This window comes from Micromonospora sp. NPDC049529, assembly GCF_055586685.1.
Genome location: NZ_JBVJHT010000012.1, coordinates 75,982 through 91,343 on the forward strand (window position 1 = coordinate 75,982; position 15,362 = coordinate 91,343).

A 15,362-nucleotide genomic window follows, 5' to 3' on the forward strand; every position below is an offset into this window, starting at 1 on the left:
GGCCGCGCCTGTGCTGTAGTTCGCGAATGGACCTGCTGCCCGGTGGACGTACCGGTCCGCCCGCCGGTGTGCCGGGTGACGCCCCGGTCGATCCGCGTCGGCGGGTACCGCGTACCGATCTGGTGCTGGCCGATCCCCGGCTGGCGACCGCCGTCGCCACCCTCGGCCGGGCCCGGGTCAAGGTCTCGATCGGCCACGCCCAGGACCGCGCCCGGCGCGGCGAGATCGGTCCCGAGGACGTTCCCACGGTCGTCGCAGCCACCCTGTCCGGGGCCGCGACGGGGCCCCGACCGGTGGTCAACGCCACCGGGGTCGTGCTGCACACCAACCTCGGCCGGGCCCGGCTCTCCCCGGAGGCGGTCGCCGCGGTGGTCGCGGCCGCCGGCCACACCGACGTCGAACTCGACCTCGACACCGGACGGCGAGCCCGGCGCGGCCGGGGGGCGCTGGCCGCGCTCGCCACGGCGGTCCCGGACGCGGCGGCGGTGCACGTGGTCAACAACGGCGCGGCGGCGCTACTGCTCGCCGCCACGGCCCTCGCCGCCGGTCGGGAGATCGTGGTCAGCCGGGGCGAACTCGTCGAGATCGGCGACGGCTTCCGCCTGCCCGACCTGCTCGCCTCGACCGGGGCCCGGCTGCGCGAGGTGGGCACCACCAACCGCACCACCCGGGCCGACTACGCGGCGGCACTCGGGCCCCGGACCGGCTTCGTGCTCAAGGTGCACCCGTCCAACTTCGTCGTACGCGGCTTCACCGCCGCCGTACCCGTCGCCGACCTCACCGGTCTCGGTGTTCCCGTGGTGGTCGACATCGGCTCGGGTCTGCTGGCGCCGCAGCCGCTGCTGCCGGACGAACCCGACGCCGCCACCGCCCTGCGCGCCGGGGCGGCACTCGTGACCGCCAGCGGCGACAAGCTGCTCGGCGGGCCGCAGGCCGGGCTGCTGCTCGGCCGGACCGACCTGGTCGAACGGCTGCGCCGCCACCCGCTGGCCCGGGCGGTACGCGTCGACAAGCTCACCCTCGCCGCCTTGGAAGCCACCCTGCGCGGCGGCGGGACACCCACCTGGCAGGCACTGCTCGCCCGCCCTGAGGATCTGCGGGTACGCGCCGAGGCGCTCTGCGCGGCGGTCGCGCCCACCGGCGTACCGGTCGGGGTCGTCGACTGCGCCGCCGTCGTCGGCGGCGGTGGCGCCCCCGGGGTGGAACTGCCGTCGTGGGCCGTCGCCCTGCCCGCCGGGTACGCCGCCGCCCTGCGCCGAGGTGATCCGCCGGTGCTCGGCCGGGTGGAACGGGGACGACTCCTGCTCGACCTGCGCTGCGTGCCGCCCGAACTCGACCCGACGCTGCGCGCCGCGCTGCACGGGCTGGCCGCGAGCGGACCCCGGCCGACGCCACCGTCGCGCCCCGGTGGCTGACCGTGCAGGTCATCGCCACCGCCGGACACGTCGACCACGGCAAGTCGAGCCTGGTCCGGGCGCTCACCGGGATGGAACCCGACCGGTGGGCGGAGGAACGCCGCCGGGGCATGACGATCGACCTCGGGTTCGCCTGGACCAGCCTGCCGTCCGGTGCCGGGGTCGCCTTCGTCGACGTACCCGGACACGAGCGGTTCGTGCCGAACATGCTCGCCGGTGTCGGTCCGGTGCCGGCCGCCCTGATCGTGGTCGCCGCCGACGAGGGCTGGATGCCGCAGTCCGCCGAGCACCTGGCCGCCCTGCACGCCCTCGACGTCCGGTACGGGCTGCTCGCCGTCACCCGTACCGACCTGGCCGATCCCGGTCCGGCCATGGCGCAGGCCCTCGAACTGATCGGGGCGACCTGCCTCGGACCGGTCGACGCGGTCGCGGTGAGCGCGGTCACCGGCGCCGGCCTGCCCGAGCTGCGGACCGCGTTGGACCGGCTGGTCGCGCGGATGCCGGTGCCGGCACCGAACGCCCCGGTCCGGTTCTGGGTGGACCGGTCGTTCACCGTGCACGGCAGCGGCACGGTGGTCACCGGCACCCTCGGCGGGGGAGAGCTGCGCACCGGCGACGAGGTGGAGCTAGGGGCCGGCGGACAACGGGTCCGGGTCCGTGGGTTGCAGTCGCGGGGAATGGCCCTGGACCGGGTCACCGGGGTGGCCCGGGTCGCGGTGAACCTGCGCGGGGTCCCACGTGACCTGGTCGGACGCGGCGACGCGCTGCTCACCCCCGGACGGTTCCAGCCGACCGACGTCGTCGACGTGCGCCTGCACGGCGAACCGACGGGGCGGCTGCCGGCCACCGTCGGGCTGCATCTCGGCTCGGCCGCGGTGCAGGTCCGGGTCCGGCCGCTGGGCCCCGACACCGCCCGGCTCCGGCTGGCCCGCCCGCTCCCGATCCGGCTCGGCGACCGGGCCCTGCTGCGGGATCCGGGGCGGCGGCGGGTGCTCGGTGGGGTGACGGTGCTCGACGTCGTACCGCCGCCGTTGCGTCGCCGGGGCGCGGCGGCGAGCCGGGCGACGCAGCTGGCGGCGATGGACGGCCGGCCCGACGAGCGGGCCGAGTTGCGGCGTCGGGGCCTGGTCCGGCGGTCCGGGCTGGAGCGGATGGGCGTGACCGTGACCGGCCGCCCGACCGTCGCCGACTGGCACGCCGATCCGGACCACTGGCGTGAGCTGGCCGCCCGCCTGACCGACGAGGTCGGCCGTTACCTGCGGGACCATCCGCTGGAGCCCGGCGCCCCACTGCCGGTGCTGGCGCACCGCCTCGACCTGCCCGACCGCGCGCTGGTCGAGGCCCTGGTCCGGCCGCCGCTGGTGGTCCGGGCCGGCCGGATCACGATCGGCCCGGCCGGGGGCACCCTGCCACCGGCGGTCAGCCGGGCGGTCGACCGGGTCGGCGCGGATCTCGCCGGGGCGCCGTTCCGGGCCCCGGAGGCGGCCCGGCTGGCCGAGATCGGCCTCGGTCACCGCGAACTGGCGGCGGCGGTACGGGCCGGCGCGCTGCTGCGCCTCGGCGGCGCGGTGGTCCTGCTGCCGGGCGCGGTCGACGAGGCGGTCCGGGTGCTCGCCCGGCTGCCGCAGCCGTTCACCCTCAGCGGGGCACGACGCGCTCTCGACACCACCCGGCGGGTGGCGGTCCCCCTGCTCGAACTGCTCGACGCGCGGGGCGCCACCCGACGGCTGCCCGACGACACGCGGGTGGTGTTGCGCCCGCCACCCTGACCGCTCACCTCCGCCGGTTCGGGCCCGCCGCCGAGTACGGTGTGCGGGACGAATCCGGCCGGTCACCCGCGCCCGGCGGGGCAACCGGTAACCCGGTTTGGCGGTGGGAGTGACGGATGTTGGAGACGGGTCTGAAGTGGCCGGCGACCCCGGCGGCGGCGTTGGAACTGCTGCTGGAGGGCAACAAACGGTTCATCAGCGGGAACCGTCTCCATCCGCACCAGGACGCCGACCGCAGGGCGGCGCTCGCCCCGGCGCAGCGGCCGTTCGCGGTGCTGTTCGGGTGCTCCGACTCCCGGCTGGCCGCCGAGATCATCTTCGATCGCGGCCTGGGCGACCTGTTCGTCGTGCGTACCGCCGGACACGTCGTCGGGCCGGAGGTGCTGGGCAGCATCGAATACGCCATCGCCGTACTGGACACGCCGCTGATCGCGGTCCTCGGACACGACTCCTGCGGCGCGGTCGCCGCGACGTTGGCGGCGATCGAACGCGGCATCACCCCGGCCGGGTTCATGCGGGACGTGGTCGAGCGGGTGATGCTGAGCGTGCTTCCCGTACGTGAGCAGGCCGCCACCCATCCCGACATCGCGGTCGAGGAGCACGTCAAGTACACCGTCGACATGCTGGCGCACCGGTCGGGGGTGATCGCCGAGCGGTTGGCCGACGGCAGGTGCGGGGTGGTGGGCCTGACGTACCGGCTGGCCGAGGGCAGCGTGCGCCGAGTGGGCGGCGTCGGGGTGTAGCCCGGTGGACCCGGTGACGACCTGGCGGGACCGCAACCACCGGTGGCGGATCGAGGCGATCCGCGCACCGGACCTCAGGTTCGCGATCTACGCGACCAACGGGACCACCGAGTCCGCGCCGCTCTGGTTGTTCGGCCTGGCCGGCCTGGCCCGCTGGCTGATGATCCAGGGCCTCGAACTCGACGACCTGGAGGAGATGTGACCGTCGGGCCGGCACCGGCCGGTGTCACAGCCCGGCACAGGCGCGGTCACCCACCCGGCAGCTCTCCGGCTGCCGCTCGCTGAGCGCCGCGTTGACCTGGAACGTGAACCGGGCCGAGCCGTTCGCGGGCACGGCGGACCCGGTGAAGGTGACCGTCCGCCCCTTCTGCTCGCGGTTCGCCCCGGACACACCGGTCACCGTGGCGCCGCCGTGCAGGACGACGGTGACGGTCCAGCCGGCGGCCTCGGCGGTGCCCGAGTTGGTGAGCACGATCTCGCCGGTGTAGCCGAGCAGTTCGTTGGAGGCGCGGGCGTACCGGGCGTCCAGGTTCGGCTGGCCAGGCGGTGGCGGGTTGCCGGCGGCCGGTAGGCCGGCCGTGGGCGCGGCCGGGGGAGTCGGAGTGGGCGGGCTTGCCGACGGGCTCGCGGGCGCCGAGCCGGTCGCGCTCGCCTGCGGTGTGCCGGCCCGCGACGGTACGGCACCCGCCGCCGGGCTTGCCGGGCCGCTGACCGCTACGCCGGACGGGGCGGGGGAGCCCGCCTGCGGGGCGGCGGTGGGGGTGGTCGCGCCGGGCGGCCGGAGGACGGCGATCACCACCAGCGCGCCACCGACCACGATCGCGGCGGCGATCAGCCCGGCGACCAGCGGCCGTCGGCGACGACGCGCGGCGTCCCCGTCCCACGCACCGCCGAAGCCGTACGCGTCGACGCTCGGGTCGTCCGGTCCGACGGCGACGGCCGTCTCGGAGGTGAAGTCGAGTTCCCGGAACGCGAGCCAGTCCAGTACGGCCGGCAGCGGTCCGGTGAGCAGTTGGTCGAGGTCGTGCCGGCGTCGCTCCTCCTGCTCGGTCGTCCAGTGCCCGTCGGTGCCGGACTGCCGCACGACCAGCCGGCAGCCGTCCTCGGTCTCGGTCAGCTCGAACGTGACCAGCATCCGCACGCCGTGCTCCCGCCACCGCAGGACCAGTCGCCGGGCCTGCTCGACCTCGACCACCGCGCCGTTGACCTCACCGTCGAGGCCGGGCAGGCCGATCGGCCGCAGTTCGAACGGTGCGCCGTCCTCGGGCACCAGGTCAGTGGCGCCGAGCCACTTCTCGAGCAGCTGTTGGTCGGTGAGCGCACGCCACACCCGGTCCACCGGGTGGCGCAGTTCAACCTCTGTCCGGATATCGGTCACCGCGTGACTGTACCGACCCACTTGTCCGGCCAAACCGGCCCGCCGGCCCGTACGGCTGCGGTTAGGTGGCCTCAGGGGCGAACGGGGGGGCGGCGGGGGTCGTGGGAGGACACGGCGCGGAGTTGGGACTGGTGCTGCTGCTGGTCCTGATCAACGCGGCCTTCGCCGGCAGTGAGATGGCGTTGGTCTCGTTGCGCGAGGGCCAACTGCGTGGACTGTCGCGCGGGTCGCGTACCGGGCGGGTCCTGGCCCGGCTGGCCCGTGACCCGAACCGGTTCCTGGCCACCACCCAGATCGGTATCACGCTGGCCGGGTTCCTCGCCTCGGCCGCGGCGGCGGTCTCGTTGGCCCAGCCGCTGATCGGCCCGCTCGGTTTCCTCGGCGGAGCCGCCCGACCGGTCGCGGTGGTGGTGGTGACCGCCATCCTGACCTTCGTCACGCTCGTCCTCGGTGAACTGGCACCCAAGCGCATCGCCATGCAGCGGGCCGAGCGGTGGGGCCTGCTGGTCGCCCGGCCCCTTGATCTGTTCGCGACCCTGGTGCGCCCGGTCGTCTGGCTGCTCAGCGCGGCCACGAACCTGGTGGTACGGGTATTCGGCGCCGACCCGCACGCCACCCGTGAGGACATCAACCCGGACGAGCTGCGGGAACTGGTGGTCAGTCAACGGGGTGTGTCACCGCAGCAGCGGGAGATTCTCACCGGGGCGTTCGAGATCGCCGATCGTACCCTGCGGGAGATCCTGGTGCCCCGGGGTGAGGTCACCAGCCTGCCCGCGGCGATGCCGATCGAACAGGCGTTGCTCCGGATGGCCGAGACGGGCCGGTCCCGCGCGCCGGTGACCGGACCGACCGGGCTGGACGACGTGGTCGGCGTGGTGCACATCCGTGACCTGGTCGGCGGCGGGTGCCGGGTCGGCGAGCGGACCCGGCCGGCGGTGTTCCTGCCCGAGATGCTCCGGGTGGCCGACGCGATGCGGCAACTGCGCCAGCAGCGCCACCAACTCGCGCTCGTGGTGGACGAACGCGGCGCCACCGACGGGCTGGTCACCATGGAGGACCTGCTGGCCGAGGTGGTCGGCGAGTTGTACGACGAGACCGACCGGGACGTCGAGTCGGTGGTCCGCGAGCCGGACGGGGCGCTGCTGGTGCCGGGCACCTTTCCGCTGCACGACCTGCCCGATCTCGGGATCACCCTGCGGGTCCCGCTGACCGGGGAGTACACCACCTTGGCCGGCCTGATGCTGGCCCGGCTGGGGCACCTGCCCACCGGCCCCGGCGAGATTCTCCGGCTGCCGGGACTGACCGCGCAGGTGGTCGAGGTCGCGGGGCACGCCATCCGCACCGTACGGCTGCGCACCGGCACCGACCACGGCACCGACCACGGCCAGGCCGAACCGGCCCACGGAGCGGACGACCAGCCGTGAGCGGGTTCACGGGGAGCACGTCCGACGCGCCGAGGCGCCGGCGGGTCACCGCGACCCGCCGACCCGTACGGGGACGCTCCACCGGAGCCGGGGACGCAGCCCATTCCCGTCGCTACGGTGAATCGCGTGAAAAACAAGGGATTGCGGACTTTCCTGTCTGTGCTGGCAGGGCTGGCGGTGATCTTCTTCGGCACCAGCGAGGGGCAGGATCTGACCGTCGCCATCCTGGTGCTGGCGGCGGTCGCGGCCCTGATCGTCTGGCACCTCACCAAGCCCGGCAGCACCTCGACGAGCTGACCTCGGCGAGCCCGCCCACCGCCGCGCAGACAGACGGGCCGGCGGCCGGGAGGCTCGGCGGCCGGCCGGGTGACTCAGCGGGCCGCCACGGCGCGGGCCAGGTCGGCCGGAAGTTCACGGTTGTCGACCGGCTGTTCGCCGAGCGAGACCCGCACCAGGGCCGAGGCCAGCCGGGCGAAATCCGCCCCGCCGGTCAGGTCGCCGAGCTTGTCCGCCGACGCGGGCAACCCGAGCCGCTGCGCCCCGGTACCCACCCGCCGATCGGTGTACGGGCGCAGTTCCGGCCAGACCGCCTGCACCTCGCGCAGGAATATCTCCGACCCGGTCGGGCCGATACCGGGGAACTCGACGATCAGCCGGCGCAGCGCCGGTGGGTCGTCACCCGCCTCGGCGTGCAGTTTGCGCAGGTCGCCATGCCACCGGTCCAGGCAGAGCCGGGCACCCTCGGCGAGCATGGTGGCCGTGCGTTCGTCGTACCGCCGGTAGTGACCACGGCCGAGCGCGGCCAGCAGACTCCGCCGGTTCGTCGCCGCCGTCTGCTGTGGTGACCGGCAGCCGGCGGCGAACAGTTCCCGGGCCGCGGCGATCGCCACACTCGCCCGGATCCGGGTGCTCAGCAGTGTGGTGAGCACCAGTAACTGGTACAGCGGCATCGGCCGGTCGGCCAGCTCGATCCCGGCCTGCTCGGCGTACGTCTGCCCGTACCGGTCCAGCAGGGCCCGGACCACCTCGCGATCGTTGCTCATGCCCGTTGCCTACCCGCTGACGCCGCCGCTAGCCCGGCCGGAGCACCCGCATGGCCGACCGGCGGCCGGGTAATCGAGGCGGTGCGGGTCGGTGCGCCACGCACCGGCACCGAGCGCGGAAGGAGACAGCGATGACGAACGTGCAGCAACCGGAGATGCGACGCAACGAGAACAACCCGACCGTGCAGGACAGCAAGGGCCCACGGCCGGGCGACCGGCGCCAGTCCTCCGGTGGCGCCGCCAGACCCGTTCCGCCGGAACAGGTCTCCCCGTACGGGCCGTCGGGCCGACCGGTCGCGCGCAGCGGTGACGCCGAGCGCCGGTCCGAGTGACACCGGCGCCGCAGACGTCGGCGTGCACGGTCATCGGGACCGGCGCGACCGACTCAGCCGGTGCCAGGTGGCCGCGGCCGCGAAGCCGTACGCCAGGTGTGGCAGGGCATCGGACAGCCAGTCCGACCGGCTCCACCGGCGCGGATCGGTGACGCCCAGCCCGGCCATGGTCGCGTCCGAGGCGAACATCGCCCCGGCGCCCAGCACCAGCCCGGCCACCGGCAGCGGCAACCTGCGTCCGGCGGCCAGCACGGTCACGAGAACCGCGGCGCCGACCCCGGTGCCGTAACCGAGCAGGGGCCCGAGGCCCGAGCGGCGGTTCGCCGCCCGATCCCCGGGCCCCAGATCCAGGTGTACGGTCCGGGCGAAATGCCCGGCGGTCTCCTCCGGCGTACTGCTCGCCGGCCTGGCCCGGACGATCATGTCCAGGTAGGTGACCGCGTTCAGCGCCAGCGTGCCGACCGTGCCGGCGATGGCGCCGTCGACCGCCGCACCCGTGCGGTCGACGCCCGAGTGGCCGTACCATCCCATGGTCATCTCCGCTCGCCGCGTCCGCGTTCGCCCTTCGGGCCCCGTCCGCGTTCGCTGCGCAGCACGCCCCGTTGGCCCCGGTCGTCCTGGAGGACCTGGTTGGCGACGGTGTTGGCGCCCTTGTCCACGGCGCGCCCGGAGTCCTCGATGAGCTTTCGCAGTCGGGCCCGCTCGACGTCGTACGCGTTGCTGCCCGGTCGTGGTCCTGGCATTCGCTTGTCCCCGTTCCGTTTGTGTCCGACGGCGTACCCGGGGTGTCTACCCGCCCAGGTGGGGGCCATTCGCGTCACGCGGCTGGAGGTCACCGTCGCGCCCCGCGTCGACCACCGTCCGGGGGCGCGGTTCCGGTTGCGCCGGCTGGGCGTGGTGTACGACCGCCACCGGGCTCTCGCAGTGGTGCAGAACGTGCTGGCTGACCGAGCCGAGCAGCAGGGCGCCGAGGGCACCCCGACCGTGTCCACCGACCACGACGAGTTGGGCGTACCGGGACAGTTCAACCAGCGCCGGGGCGGCGCGTCCGGGTATCAGTTGACGGTTGATCTCCACCTGCGGGTAGCGCTCGCGCCAGCCGGCGACGGACTCGGCCAGCACCCGGCCCTCGTCGTCGCGCAGGGCCTCCTTGTCGTGCACCACCGGCACCACGTCGCCGGGTTGGGTCGAGACGGGGTGCCGGTAGGCGTGCACCGCCACCACGTGGGTGCCGCGCAGCGCGGCCTCGTCGACCGCGAAGGCGAGCGCCTCGTGCGACCGGGACGAACCGTCGATCCCGACGACAACCGGGCCGGTCGGGTCGGGGCGCCCGCGCGCGACCAGGACCGGACAGGTGGCGTGGGAGGTCACCTGGACGGCCACCGAGCCGATCAGCAGGCTGGTGAGGCCGCCGAGGCCGTGGTCGCCGATAACCACCACGGCGGCATTGGTGGACTCACCGACCAGCACGGCGGTGGCGAAACCGGTCACCACCTCACCGGTGACGGCGAGGTTCGGTGCGGCGGCCCGGGCCTGGGCCACCGCCTCGGTCAGGACCTGCTCGGCCTGCCGGCGCAGTCCGCCGTCGGGCGGCCCGGCCGGGGAGGGTTTGCCGGACACCTTCAGCTTCGGCCACACGAAGGCGTGCACGATCCGCAGCGGGCGGGACCGGCGTTGTGCCTCGTCCACCGCCAACCGGACCGCGGCCAGCCCGGTCGGTGAGCCGTCCACGCCGACCACCACCGGCGGCGCGCTGGGTACGTCCACCACTGCCCCTCCTCCCGGTGTCCATGGGGGCGGGGGTCCCTCCCAGTATGGGCGGGTGGGGCGGTCGCCGGGGCGATAGTCACCACCCCCGGCAGGCTCAGGACCGCCGGGGGTGGGCGGCGAAGAACTCCCAGATCAGGTCGGTCGCCACCAGACCCGCGTTGGGAGCGGCGATGATGCCGGTACGGGCACCGGGCCAGGAGTGACCCATGTTCTCCAGCAGGTACACCTCGACCTCGCTGCCGTCGGCGCAACTGGTCCGGGTCCGGGTGATCGCCTCGGCGACCGGTGCCGGTACGGGCGCGGCCGGTGTGCAGCGCAGCCGTTCCCGCCAGGCGGCGATCCCGGCCCGGAACTGCTGGGCGTACCGGTCCTGGCCACCGATGAACGTGATCACCGAGACCGGGCTCCGGGGGACGAAGTCGGTACGGGCGGCCGACGGGCCGACGTATCCGCCGCTGACCGCCCCGATCGCGGCGAACACTCCGGTGGCCTCGACCGCCGCCCGGAAGCTCAGGTCGCCACCGTTGGAGATGCCGGTGAGGTAGACCCGGTCGGGGTCCACCCGCCACCGTTCGACCAGGTGACCGGTGAGCGCGCTGAGGAAGCCGACGTCGTCGGCGTTGCCGCAGCAGACCAGGGCGTTGAACCCACCGTTGATCCCGTCCGGGTACGCGACCAGGAAGTTCTCCCGTTCGGCCTTCTCGTCCAGGCCGACCATCTCGCTCATCCCCAGGCCCTCGCCGGGGAACGGGTGCAGCGCGATCACCAGCGGCACGGCGGTGGCCGGGTCGTAGCCGGCCGGGGCGTGGAGCCGGTACGCACGGGTGACGCCACCGTGGTCGAGCGTCAACCTGTGTTTGCCGGGCGCCGGTTGCACGGCGGCCGGGGTCGGGGTCGGGGTCGTGGGGGGCTCGGTCGCGTCGCAGGCCGCGAGGCCGAGCAGCATGCCCACCGCCGTCACCCCCAGTACGAGTTGTCGCACGACGGTCCTCCCTCCCCGTTCCCGTTGGCACATACCTTCGCTGATCGCCCGGTGGCGGGGTCAACCCTTTCGGCGTACGCCGAAACCCGGTTCGTCTCCGGCGCTGCCGATAATCTGCGTGTGTGTTCGCGACCCGACCGGCGCGATCACCATGGGGGGCGACGATGGTTACCGTAGAACTGACCCGGTTCCGGGTGGCGTCGCAGCGGGCCGAGGAGTTGCTCGCCGCGCGACCGGCGATGTTGCGCGACTTCGAGGCCGACCGGGCCGGTTTCCTCGATGCCCGGTTGGTGCAGTTGCCCGACGACGAGTGGGTCGACATCGTGTTCTGGCGGTCACCGGAGGATCTGGCGGCATCCCGGGCCAAGGGCGGGAACCTGCCCTACATCCGGGCGTTCTTCGAACTGATCGACGAACTGGTCAGCTCCGAGGAGGGCCGGGTGCTCGACGGCCGGCTCATCTGATCGGCCGGTCCGGGTCCGGCGGCTCAGCGCAGGTCGGTGGCGGGGTCGATCACCCAGTGGTGGGACCGGAGCAGCCGGTCGGCGAAGGTGACGTCCTGGGTGCCGACCAGGGTGAAGCCGAGCGAGCGGCAGATGCCGTTGGACGGGCCGTTGGTGATCGCGGGGAAGGCGTGCACCGGCCCCCAGCGCCGCTGGTCGCGGGCTTGTTCGAGCAGCCTCCGGGTGGCCCGTTTGGCGAGCCCCCGGCCCTGGAACTCGGGCAGCACCATCCATCCGATCTCGGACAGGACCTCGCCGTCGTCCTCGTGCGACCAGAGCGCGACCGTGCCGGCGACCAACTCCGGGTGATCGGGGTCCGGCACGATCATCCGGATCCAGTCGGCGTCCGCCGCCGCCCGCTCGGCGTCCCGGGCGACCTTCGCCTCGATGCCCGTACGCGGTAGGGGGCCGCCGAGGTCCGCCATCATGACCGGATCGCAGCGCATCCGGACGTAGGCCTCGACGTCACTCGACTGCACATCCCGCAGCAGCACCGTTTCCTCCACCGTCCGACGTCCCGCTTCCACCCGGAGTCCACCACACCGCTGTGACAATCGCCCCGGCCGTACGTCGCGTCGCCGGCCGGCCGGGCCACCGGCTGGGTACGCTGGCGAGCCCACCCGGTCCAGCGCAGCAGAGGACTCCGTCGATGACCGAGACGCCCGTCGCCCCGAGCACCGCCCGCATGATCGACTACTGGCTCGGCGGCCGGCACCACTTCCCGGTGGACGTCGCCGCCGCGACCGCGTTCGAGGGCGCGTACGGGCCCTGCGCGGCGATCTTCCGGTCGCTGCGCGCCTTTCTCGGCCGCTCGGTGGCGTACCTGGCGCAGCAGGGGATCGAGAACTTCCTCGTCTTCGGGGCGGGGGTGCCGACCTGCGGCAACGTGCACGAGGTGGCCGGCGGCGCGCACGTGCTCTACACCGACATCGATCCGGTCACCATCGCCCTCGGCCGGGAGGTCCTCACCGGACACGACCGCGCCGGGTACGCCTTCGGCGACGCGACCGACCCCGCGACCATCGACCCGGAGGCGCTGGCGAGGTTCCTGCCGGGCTGGGGGCGGGAGCCGATCGGGGTGGTCTTCCTCGGGCTCGCCGCCTTCCTCGACGACCCGACCCTGGCCCGCACGCTCGACCAGCTCCACCGGGTCGTCCCGCCGGGCAGCATGCTGGCGTTCGACTTCGACGGCAAGGAACTGACCGGCTATCCGGCGGCGCTGGCGTTGATGGGGGAGGGCTTCCACATGCGTGACCCGGCAGCCTTCCCGGACCTGCTCGGGAACTGGCGGCTGACCGCCGACGGCATCCTCCCGGTGGCCCGGTGGCGTCCGGACGGTCCGCCGGCCGAGGTGCCGGACGCCTTCCACGGCGGGGTCGCGCTGCGCTGACCGCGCCGGAGCCCGGCGGCGGCGTCGACGAGCAGCAACGGCGTCGGGGATCCGGGGGCAGACAGCACTCAGCCGGCGGTGACGAGGGTGACCAGGCCGGCGGCGACCAGCACACCGGCCCAGAGCCGGTCCACGTTGAACCAGGCCCGGCGCAGCACCCCCAGCCCGACCACCTCGTACACCAGCACGGCCAGCACGGCGGCGGTGCCGAACATGGCGACGGTGTGGATGCCGGCGGCGGCCAGGCCGGTGAGCGCACCGACGGGTGCGGCCAGCGTCGTACCGTGTCCGGCGTGTCCGGTCGGCACCGGCGCGGCGAGCAGCACCGGCAGCAGCATCAGCCCGGCGCCGTGCGCGGACGACATGAGGAACGACCAGCCGGCGAGCTGCGGCAGGGACAGTCGCATGCCGGCCCAGCGGAAGTGCCGCCGGGACAGGAGCCGCCAGAGTCCGAAGCCGACCAGTGCCAGCCCGGTGGTCACCGGCACCACCGTGCCGGTGACCACCGAACGGGTGGCGCTGACCAGGCTGGCCACGATCGCCACCGAGGCGAGGTGCCCGGCGGCGATCGCCGGCAGGGCCGCGAAGAGGGCGGTGCGGCGCCGTTCCTGCATCGCCCTGGCGACCGCGAAGAGCCAGCCCATGGCCGGGTTCAGACCGTGGAACGCGCCGAGCGCGGCCAGCGCGCCCCACTGCGCCCAGGTCACGGAAAGCAGTACGAGTCGGACGAGGCGTCGCCGCCCTGTAGCCGGGTCTGGTGCACCCGCCGCCCCCGGAAGTCGTCGCCGTGCGGGAAGAAGCGCTGGTCCAGGGTGAGTCCACCGGCCTCGCCGTCGACGTCGAGTTTCGCCTGCCAGGCGCCGACCCCGTCGGGGTAGAACTGGTCGTCCCAGGCACCGTAGAGCGAGTTGGTGACGTACACCCGGCGGCCGTCCCGGCTGACCTCGACCATCTGCGGGCCGCCGGAGAGGGCCAGGTCGGGGCGGGCCGGGTGCGGGCTGCGTTGCACGATGCCGCCGAGCCGGACCGAGCCGGTCTGCACCGGGTGGAACGGGTCGCTGACGTCGTACTGCTGGAGTTCGCCGGTGCCCCAGCAGGAGACGTACAGGAACCTGTCGTCGACCGAGAGGTCGATGTCGGTGACCAGTGGTGGCACCGCCCCGAATGGTTTGAGCAGGTCGGGCAGGAGTTCGGGGTCGGCCGGCTCGGCCGGGATGTCGATCACGCGGGTGGCCGCCCACCGGTCGCCGTCGCGGTGCCAGAGCCAGATCGAGGCGGAGAGGTCCTCGACGCTGATCACCACCCCGACGAAGCCGTACGTCTGGGTCGGGTCGTGCGCGGGGCGCAGTTCCAGCGGCATCTGGTACTGGTCACCCAGGTCGACGGTCTGCACGTGGGTACGCCGGCGCAGGTCCCAGAAGTGCAGCGCGTGCCCGTACCTGCGGCCGAGCAGCAGTTCGCCGACGATGCCGTCCTCGATCATCGACGGCGTGCCCCACTCCGAGGTGACCACCACGTCGTGGTTGAGGTGCCACCAGGCGTCGTACGCGAGGACCTGCGGGCCCCGGTCGACCTCCCACGCTCCGCGTACCTCGAACGTGTCGTGGTCGAGGACGGCCAGCCCGCCCGGACCGTCCTCGCCGTTCGCTCCGCCGAGGGCGGTGAGGTAGATGCCGTCGGGTCCACAGTGCACGGTGTGTGGTCGGGAGTAGCCGGCCCGGTCGGCCAGTTCCTCGGGGCCGAGCACCTTGACGATCGTCGGCTGGGTCGGGTCCGTCCCGGTGTCCAGCACGTAGATCCGGGACGAGCGCAGACCGGGCACGATCAGGTAGCGCCGTTCGACGTGCGGGTGCGGGCTGGTCGGGCAGAGCGCGCTGCTGCACGCGTTCCAGCCGAAGTGGTGCAGTTCGTCGCCGGTGTGCGGCAGTTCGGTCCAGCCGATCACACTGCCGTAGCGGTCCGAGTCCGGGTCGACGTCGACCACCGCGATCGCGTCCGGCTGCCGGGCGGTGCGGTCGAACGCCGCGACGTAGGCGAGCTTCTCCGGTGGCGCGTTGACCGCGTCGCGCGGTGAGGCGTAGAAGGTGGGGTCCGGGGTCCATCGGGTCACGGGCTGCTCCCTGGTCGGACGGCTCTCCGCTCGGCGTGTTCCGTGGCAAGGTAACCCGTCGATCCCGGTTCGCAGATGGGGCGCGGGTATTCCCTATTAAAGCGGTAGAACATACCGGGAAAATAGGTGAGCCAGGTCACATTGATCTAGACCCTGTGCTCGTCCGGCGGCTACCTTCGGCGCCATGAATCGGAGCACCCGCCTGGTGCGGCGCCGCTTCGTCGACTACCAGCGGGTTTGCAGCAGCAGCTGTTGACGCCGCTGGCGACGCGGCCGGCGCACCGGCCCCCGTCGCATCCCGGCTGACCGGCCGGCCGTCCCGTTCGGACGCCGTCGCGGTCACCCCGCTCCCGACCTTCCCCCCGCCCTGCCGTGCGGGTGTGCCGCAGCGTCGCGCACGCACTCCACAGACCCGGCCCGGTGTGCCGCGACGACGTGTCCACCGGATCCGGCAGATCCCCACCGAGCCGCCGGGCGCGACCGGCGGTTGCCGCCCGCGCGGA

At 73.8% G+C, this 15,362-nt stretch carries 18 protein-coding genes; 9 read left to right on the forward strand and 9 right to left on the reverse strand.

Annotated elements, in window-relative coordinates; all coding sequences use genetic code 11:
- Nucleotides 1-26: 26 nt before the first annotated feature.
- The 4 genes from selA to ACZ6QQ_RS22015 all read left to right on the forward strand — a co-directional run bounded on the left by selA (nucleotide 27) and on the right by ACZ6QQ_RS22015 (nucleotide 4,129).
- A complete protein-coding gene (gene selA, locus ACZ6QQ_RS22000; RefSeq protein ID WP_465878599.1) occupies nucleotides 27-1,415 on the forward strand; it encodes an L-seryl-tRNA(Sec) selenium transferase in 1,389 nt (462 codons plus the stop codon).
- A gap of 2 nt (nucleotides 1,416-1,417) precedes the next feature.
- On the forward strand, nucleotides 1,418-3,184 hold the full coding sequence (gene selB / locus ACZ6QQ_RS22005) for a selenocysteine-specific translation elongation factor (protein ID WP_465878602.1): 1,767 nt from the start codon (nucleotides 1,418-1,420) through the stop codon (nucleotides 3,182-3,184).
- A 116-nt stretch (nucleotides 3,185-3,300) separates the two neighbouring features.
- On the forward strand, nucleotides 3,301-3,927 hold the full coding sequence (locus ACZ6QQ_RS22010; protein ID WP_465878603.1) for a carbonic anhydrase: 627 nt from the start codon (nucleotides 3,301-3,303) through the stop codon (nucleotides 3,925-3,927).
- Nucleotides 3,928-3,931: 4 nt separating this feature from the next.
- A complete protein-coding gene (locus ACZ6QQ_RS22015) occupies nucleotides 3,932-4,129 on the forward strand; it encodes a hypothetical protein (protein ID WP_465878605.1) in 198 nt (65 codons plus the stop codon).
- Between the two features lie 24 nt (nucleotides 4,130-4,153).
- Here the strand turns inward: ACZ6QQ_RS22015 and ACZ6QQ_RS22020 are convergent, their stop codons facing one another.
- Entirely contained in the window at nucleotides 4,154-5,305 is a 1,152-nt protein-coding gene (locus ACZ6QQ_RS22020) for an SRPBCC domain-containing protein (protein WP_465878606.1), read from the reverse strand.
- A gap of 101 nt (nucleotides 5,306-5,406) precedes the next feature.
- Between ACZ6QQ_RS22020 and ACZ6QQ_RS22025 the strand changes: the two genes are divergently transcribed.
- Complete coding sequence (locus ACZ6QQ_RS22025; RefSeq protein ID WP_465878609.1) at nucleotides 5,407-6,729, forward strand: hemolysin family protein; 1,323 nt, start codon at nucleotides 5,407-5,409, stop codon at nucleotides 6,727-6,729.
- Nucleotides 6,730-6,870: 141 nt separating this feature from the next.
- Complete coding sequence (locus ACZ6QQ_RS22030) at nucleotides 6,871-7,026, forward strand: amidophosphoribosyltransferase (RefSeq protein ID WP_465878935.1); 156 nt, start codon at nucleotides 6,871-6,873, stop codon at nucleotides 7,024-7,026.
- A gap of 74 nt (nucleotides 7,027-7,100) precedes the next feature.
- Here the strand turns inward: ACZ6QQ_RS22030 and ACZ6QQ_RS22035 are convergent, their stop codons facing one another.
- Nucleotides 7,101-7,772, reverse strand: coding sequence for a hypothetical protein (locus ACZ6QQ_RS22035; RefSeq protein WP_465878610.1), 672 nt, complete (start codon nucleotides 7,770-7,772; stop codon nucleotides 7,101-7,103).
- Between the two features lie 131 nt (nucleotides 7,773-7,903).
- Between ACZ6QQ_RS22035 and ACZ6QQ_RS22040 the strand changes: the two genes are divergently transcribed.
- The gene (locus ACZ6QQ_RS22040) at nucleotides 7,904-8,104 is read left to right on the forward strand and encodes a hypothetical protein (RefSeq protein WP_465878612.1); all 201 of its coding nucleotides are present in this window, start codon (nucleotides 7,904-7,906) and stop codon (nucleotides 8,102-8,104) included.
- Between the two features lie 30 nt (nucleotides 8,105-8,134).
- On the opposite strand, the gene ACZ6QQ_RS22045 is transcribed toward ACZ6QQ_RS22040, so the two are convergent.
- The 4 genes from ACZ6QQ_RS22045 to ACZ6QQ_RS22060 all read right to left on the reverse strand — a co-directional run bounded on the left by ACZ6QQ_RS22045 (nucleotide 8,135) and on the right by ACZ6QQ_RS22060 (nucleotide 10,856).
- A complete protein-coding gene (locus tag ACZ6QQ_RS22045; RefSeq protein ID WP_465878614.1) occupies nucleotides 8,135-8,641 on the reverse strand; it encodes a hypothetical protein in 507 nt (168 codons plus the stop codon).
- Nucleotides 8,638-8,847: a phosphatidylethanolamine-binding protein gene (locus tag ACZ6QQ_RS22050; protein ID WP_465878617.1), complete on the reverse strand. Its 210-nt coding sequence runs from the start codon at nucleotides 8,845-8,847 to the stop codon at nucleotides 8,638-8,640. The genes ACZ6QQ_RS22045 and ACZ6QQ_RS22050 overlap by 4 nt, the downstream gene beginning before the upstream one ends.
- A gap of 46 nt (nucleotides 8,848-8,893) precedes the next feature.
- Nucleotides 8,894-9,871: a universal stress protein gene (locus ACZ6QQ_RS22055; protein ID WP_465878936.1), complete on the reverse strand. Its 978-nt coding sequence runs from the start codon at nucleotides 9,869-9,871 to the stop codon at nucleotides 8,894-8,896.
- A 97-nt stretch (nucleotides 9,872-9,968) separates the two neighbouring features.
- Nucleotides 9,969-10,856: a CE1 family esterase gene (locus tag ACZ6QQ_RS22060; protein WP_465878621.1), complete on the reverse strand. Its 888-nt coding sequence runs from the start codon at nucleotides 10,854-10,856 to the stop codon at nucleotides 9,969-9,971.
- Nucleotides 10,857-11,020: 164 nt separating this feature from the next.
- Between ACZ6QQ_RS22060 and ACZ6QQ_RS22065 the strand changes: the two genes are divergently transcribed.
- Nucleotides 11,021-11,320: an antibiotic biosynthesis monooxygenase gene (locus ACZ6QQ_RS22065; RefSeq protein ID WP_465878622.1), complete on the forward strand. Its 300-nt coding sequence runs from the start codon at nucleotides 11,021-11,023 to the stop codon at nucleotides 11,318-11,320.
- Between the two features lie 23 nt (nucleotides 11,321-11,343).
- On the opposite strand, the gene ACZ6QQ_RS22070 is transcribed toward ACZ6QQ_RS22065, so the two are convergent.
- Nucleotides 11,344-11,886 (reverse strand): GNAT family N-acetyltransferase, encoded by a 543-nt coding sequence (locus tag ACZ6QQ_RS22070; RefSeq protein ID WP_465878623.1) that lies wholly within the window; start codon nucleotides 11,884-11,886, stop codon nucleotides 11,344-11,346.
- A 122-nt stretch (nucleotides 11,887-12,008) separates the two neighbouring features.
- Here ACZ6QQ_RS22070 and ACZ6QQ_RS22075 point away from each other — a divergent pair, with 122 nt between their 5' ends.
- Entirely contained in the window at nucleotides 12,009-12,749 is a 741-nt protein-coding gene (locus tag ACZ6QQ_RS22075; protein WP_465878624.1) for an SAM-dependent methyltransferase, read from the forward strand.
- 68 nt (nucleotides 12,750-12,817) lie between these two features.
- Here ACZ6QQ_RS22075 and ACZ6QQ_RS22080 read toward each other — a convergent pair whose 3' ends face one another.
- Nucleotides 12,818-13,456, reverse strand: coding sequence for a hypothetical protein (locus tag ACZ6QQ_RS22080; protein WP_465878627.1), 639 nt, complete (start codon nucleotides 13,454-13,456; stop codon nucleotides 12,818-12,820).
- Entirely contained in the window at nucleotides 13,453-14,859 is a 1,407-nt protein-coding gene (locus ACZ6QQ_RS22085; RefSeq protein ID WP_465878629.1) for a selenium-binding family protein, read from the reverse strand. Before ACZ6QQ_RS22085 ends, ACZ6QQ_RS22080 begins: the two co-directional genes overlap by 4 nt.
- Nucleotides 14,860-15,362: the final 503 nt, after the last annotated feature.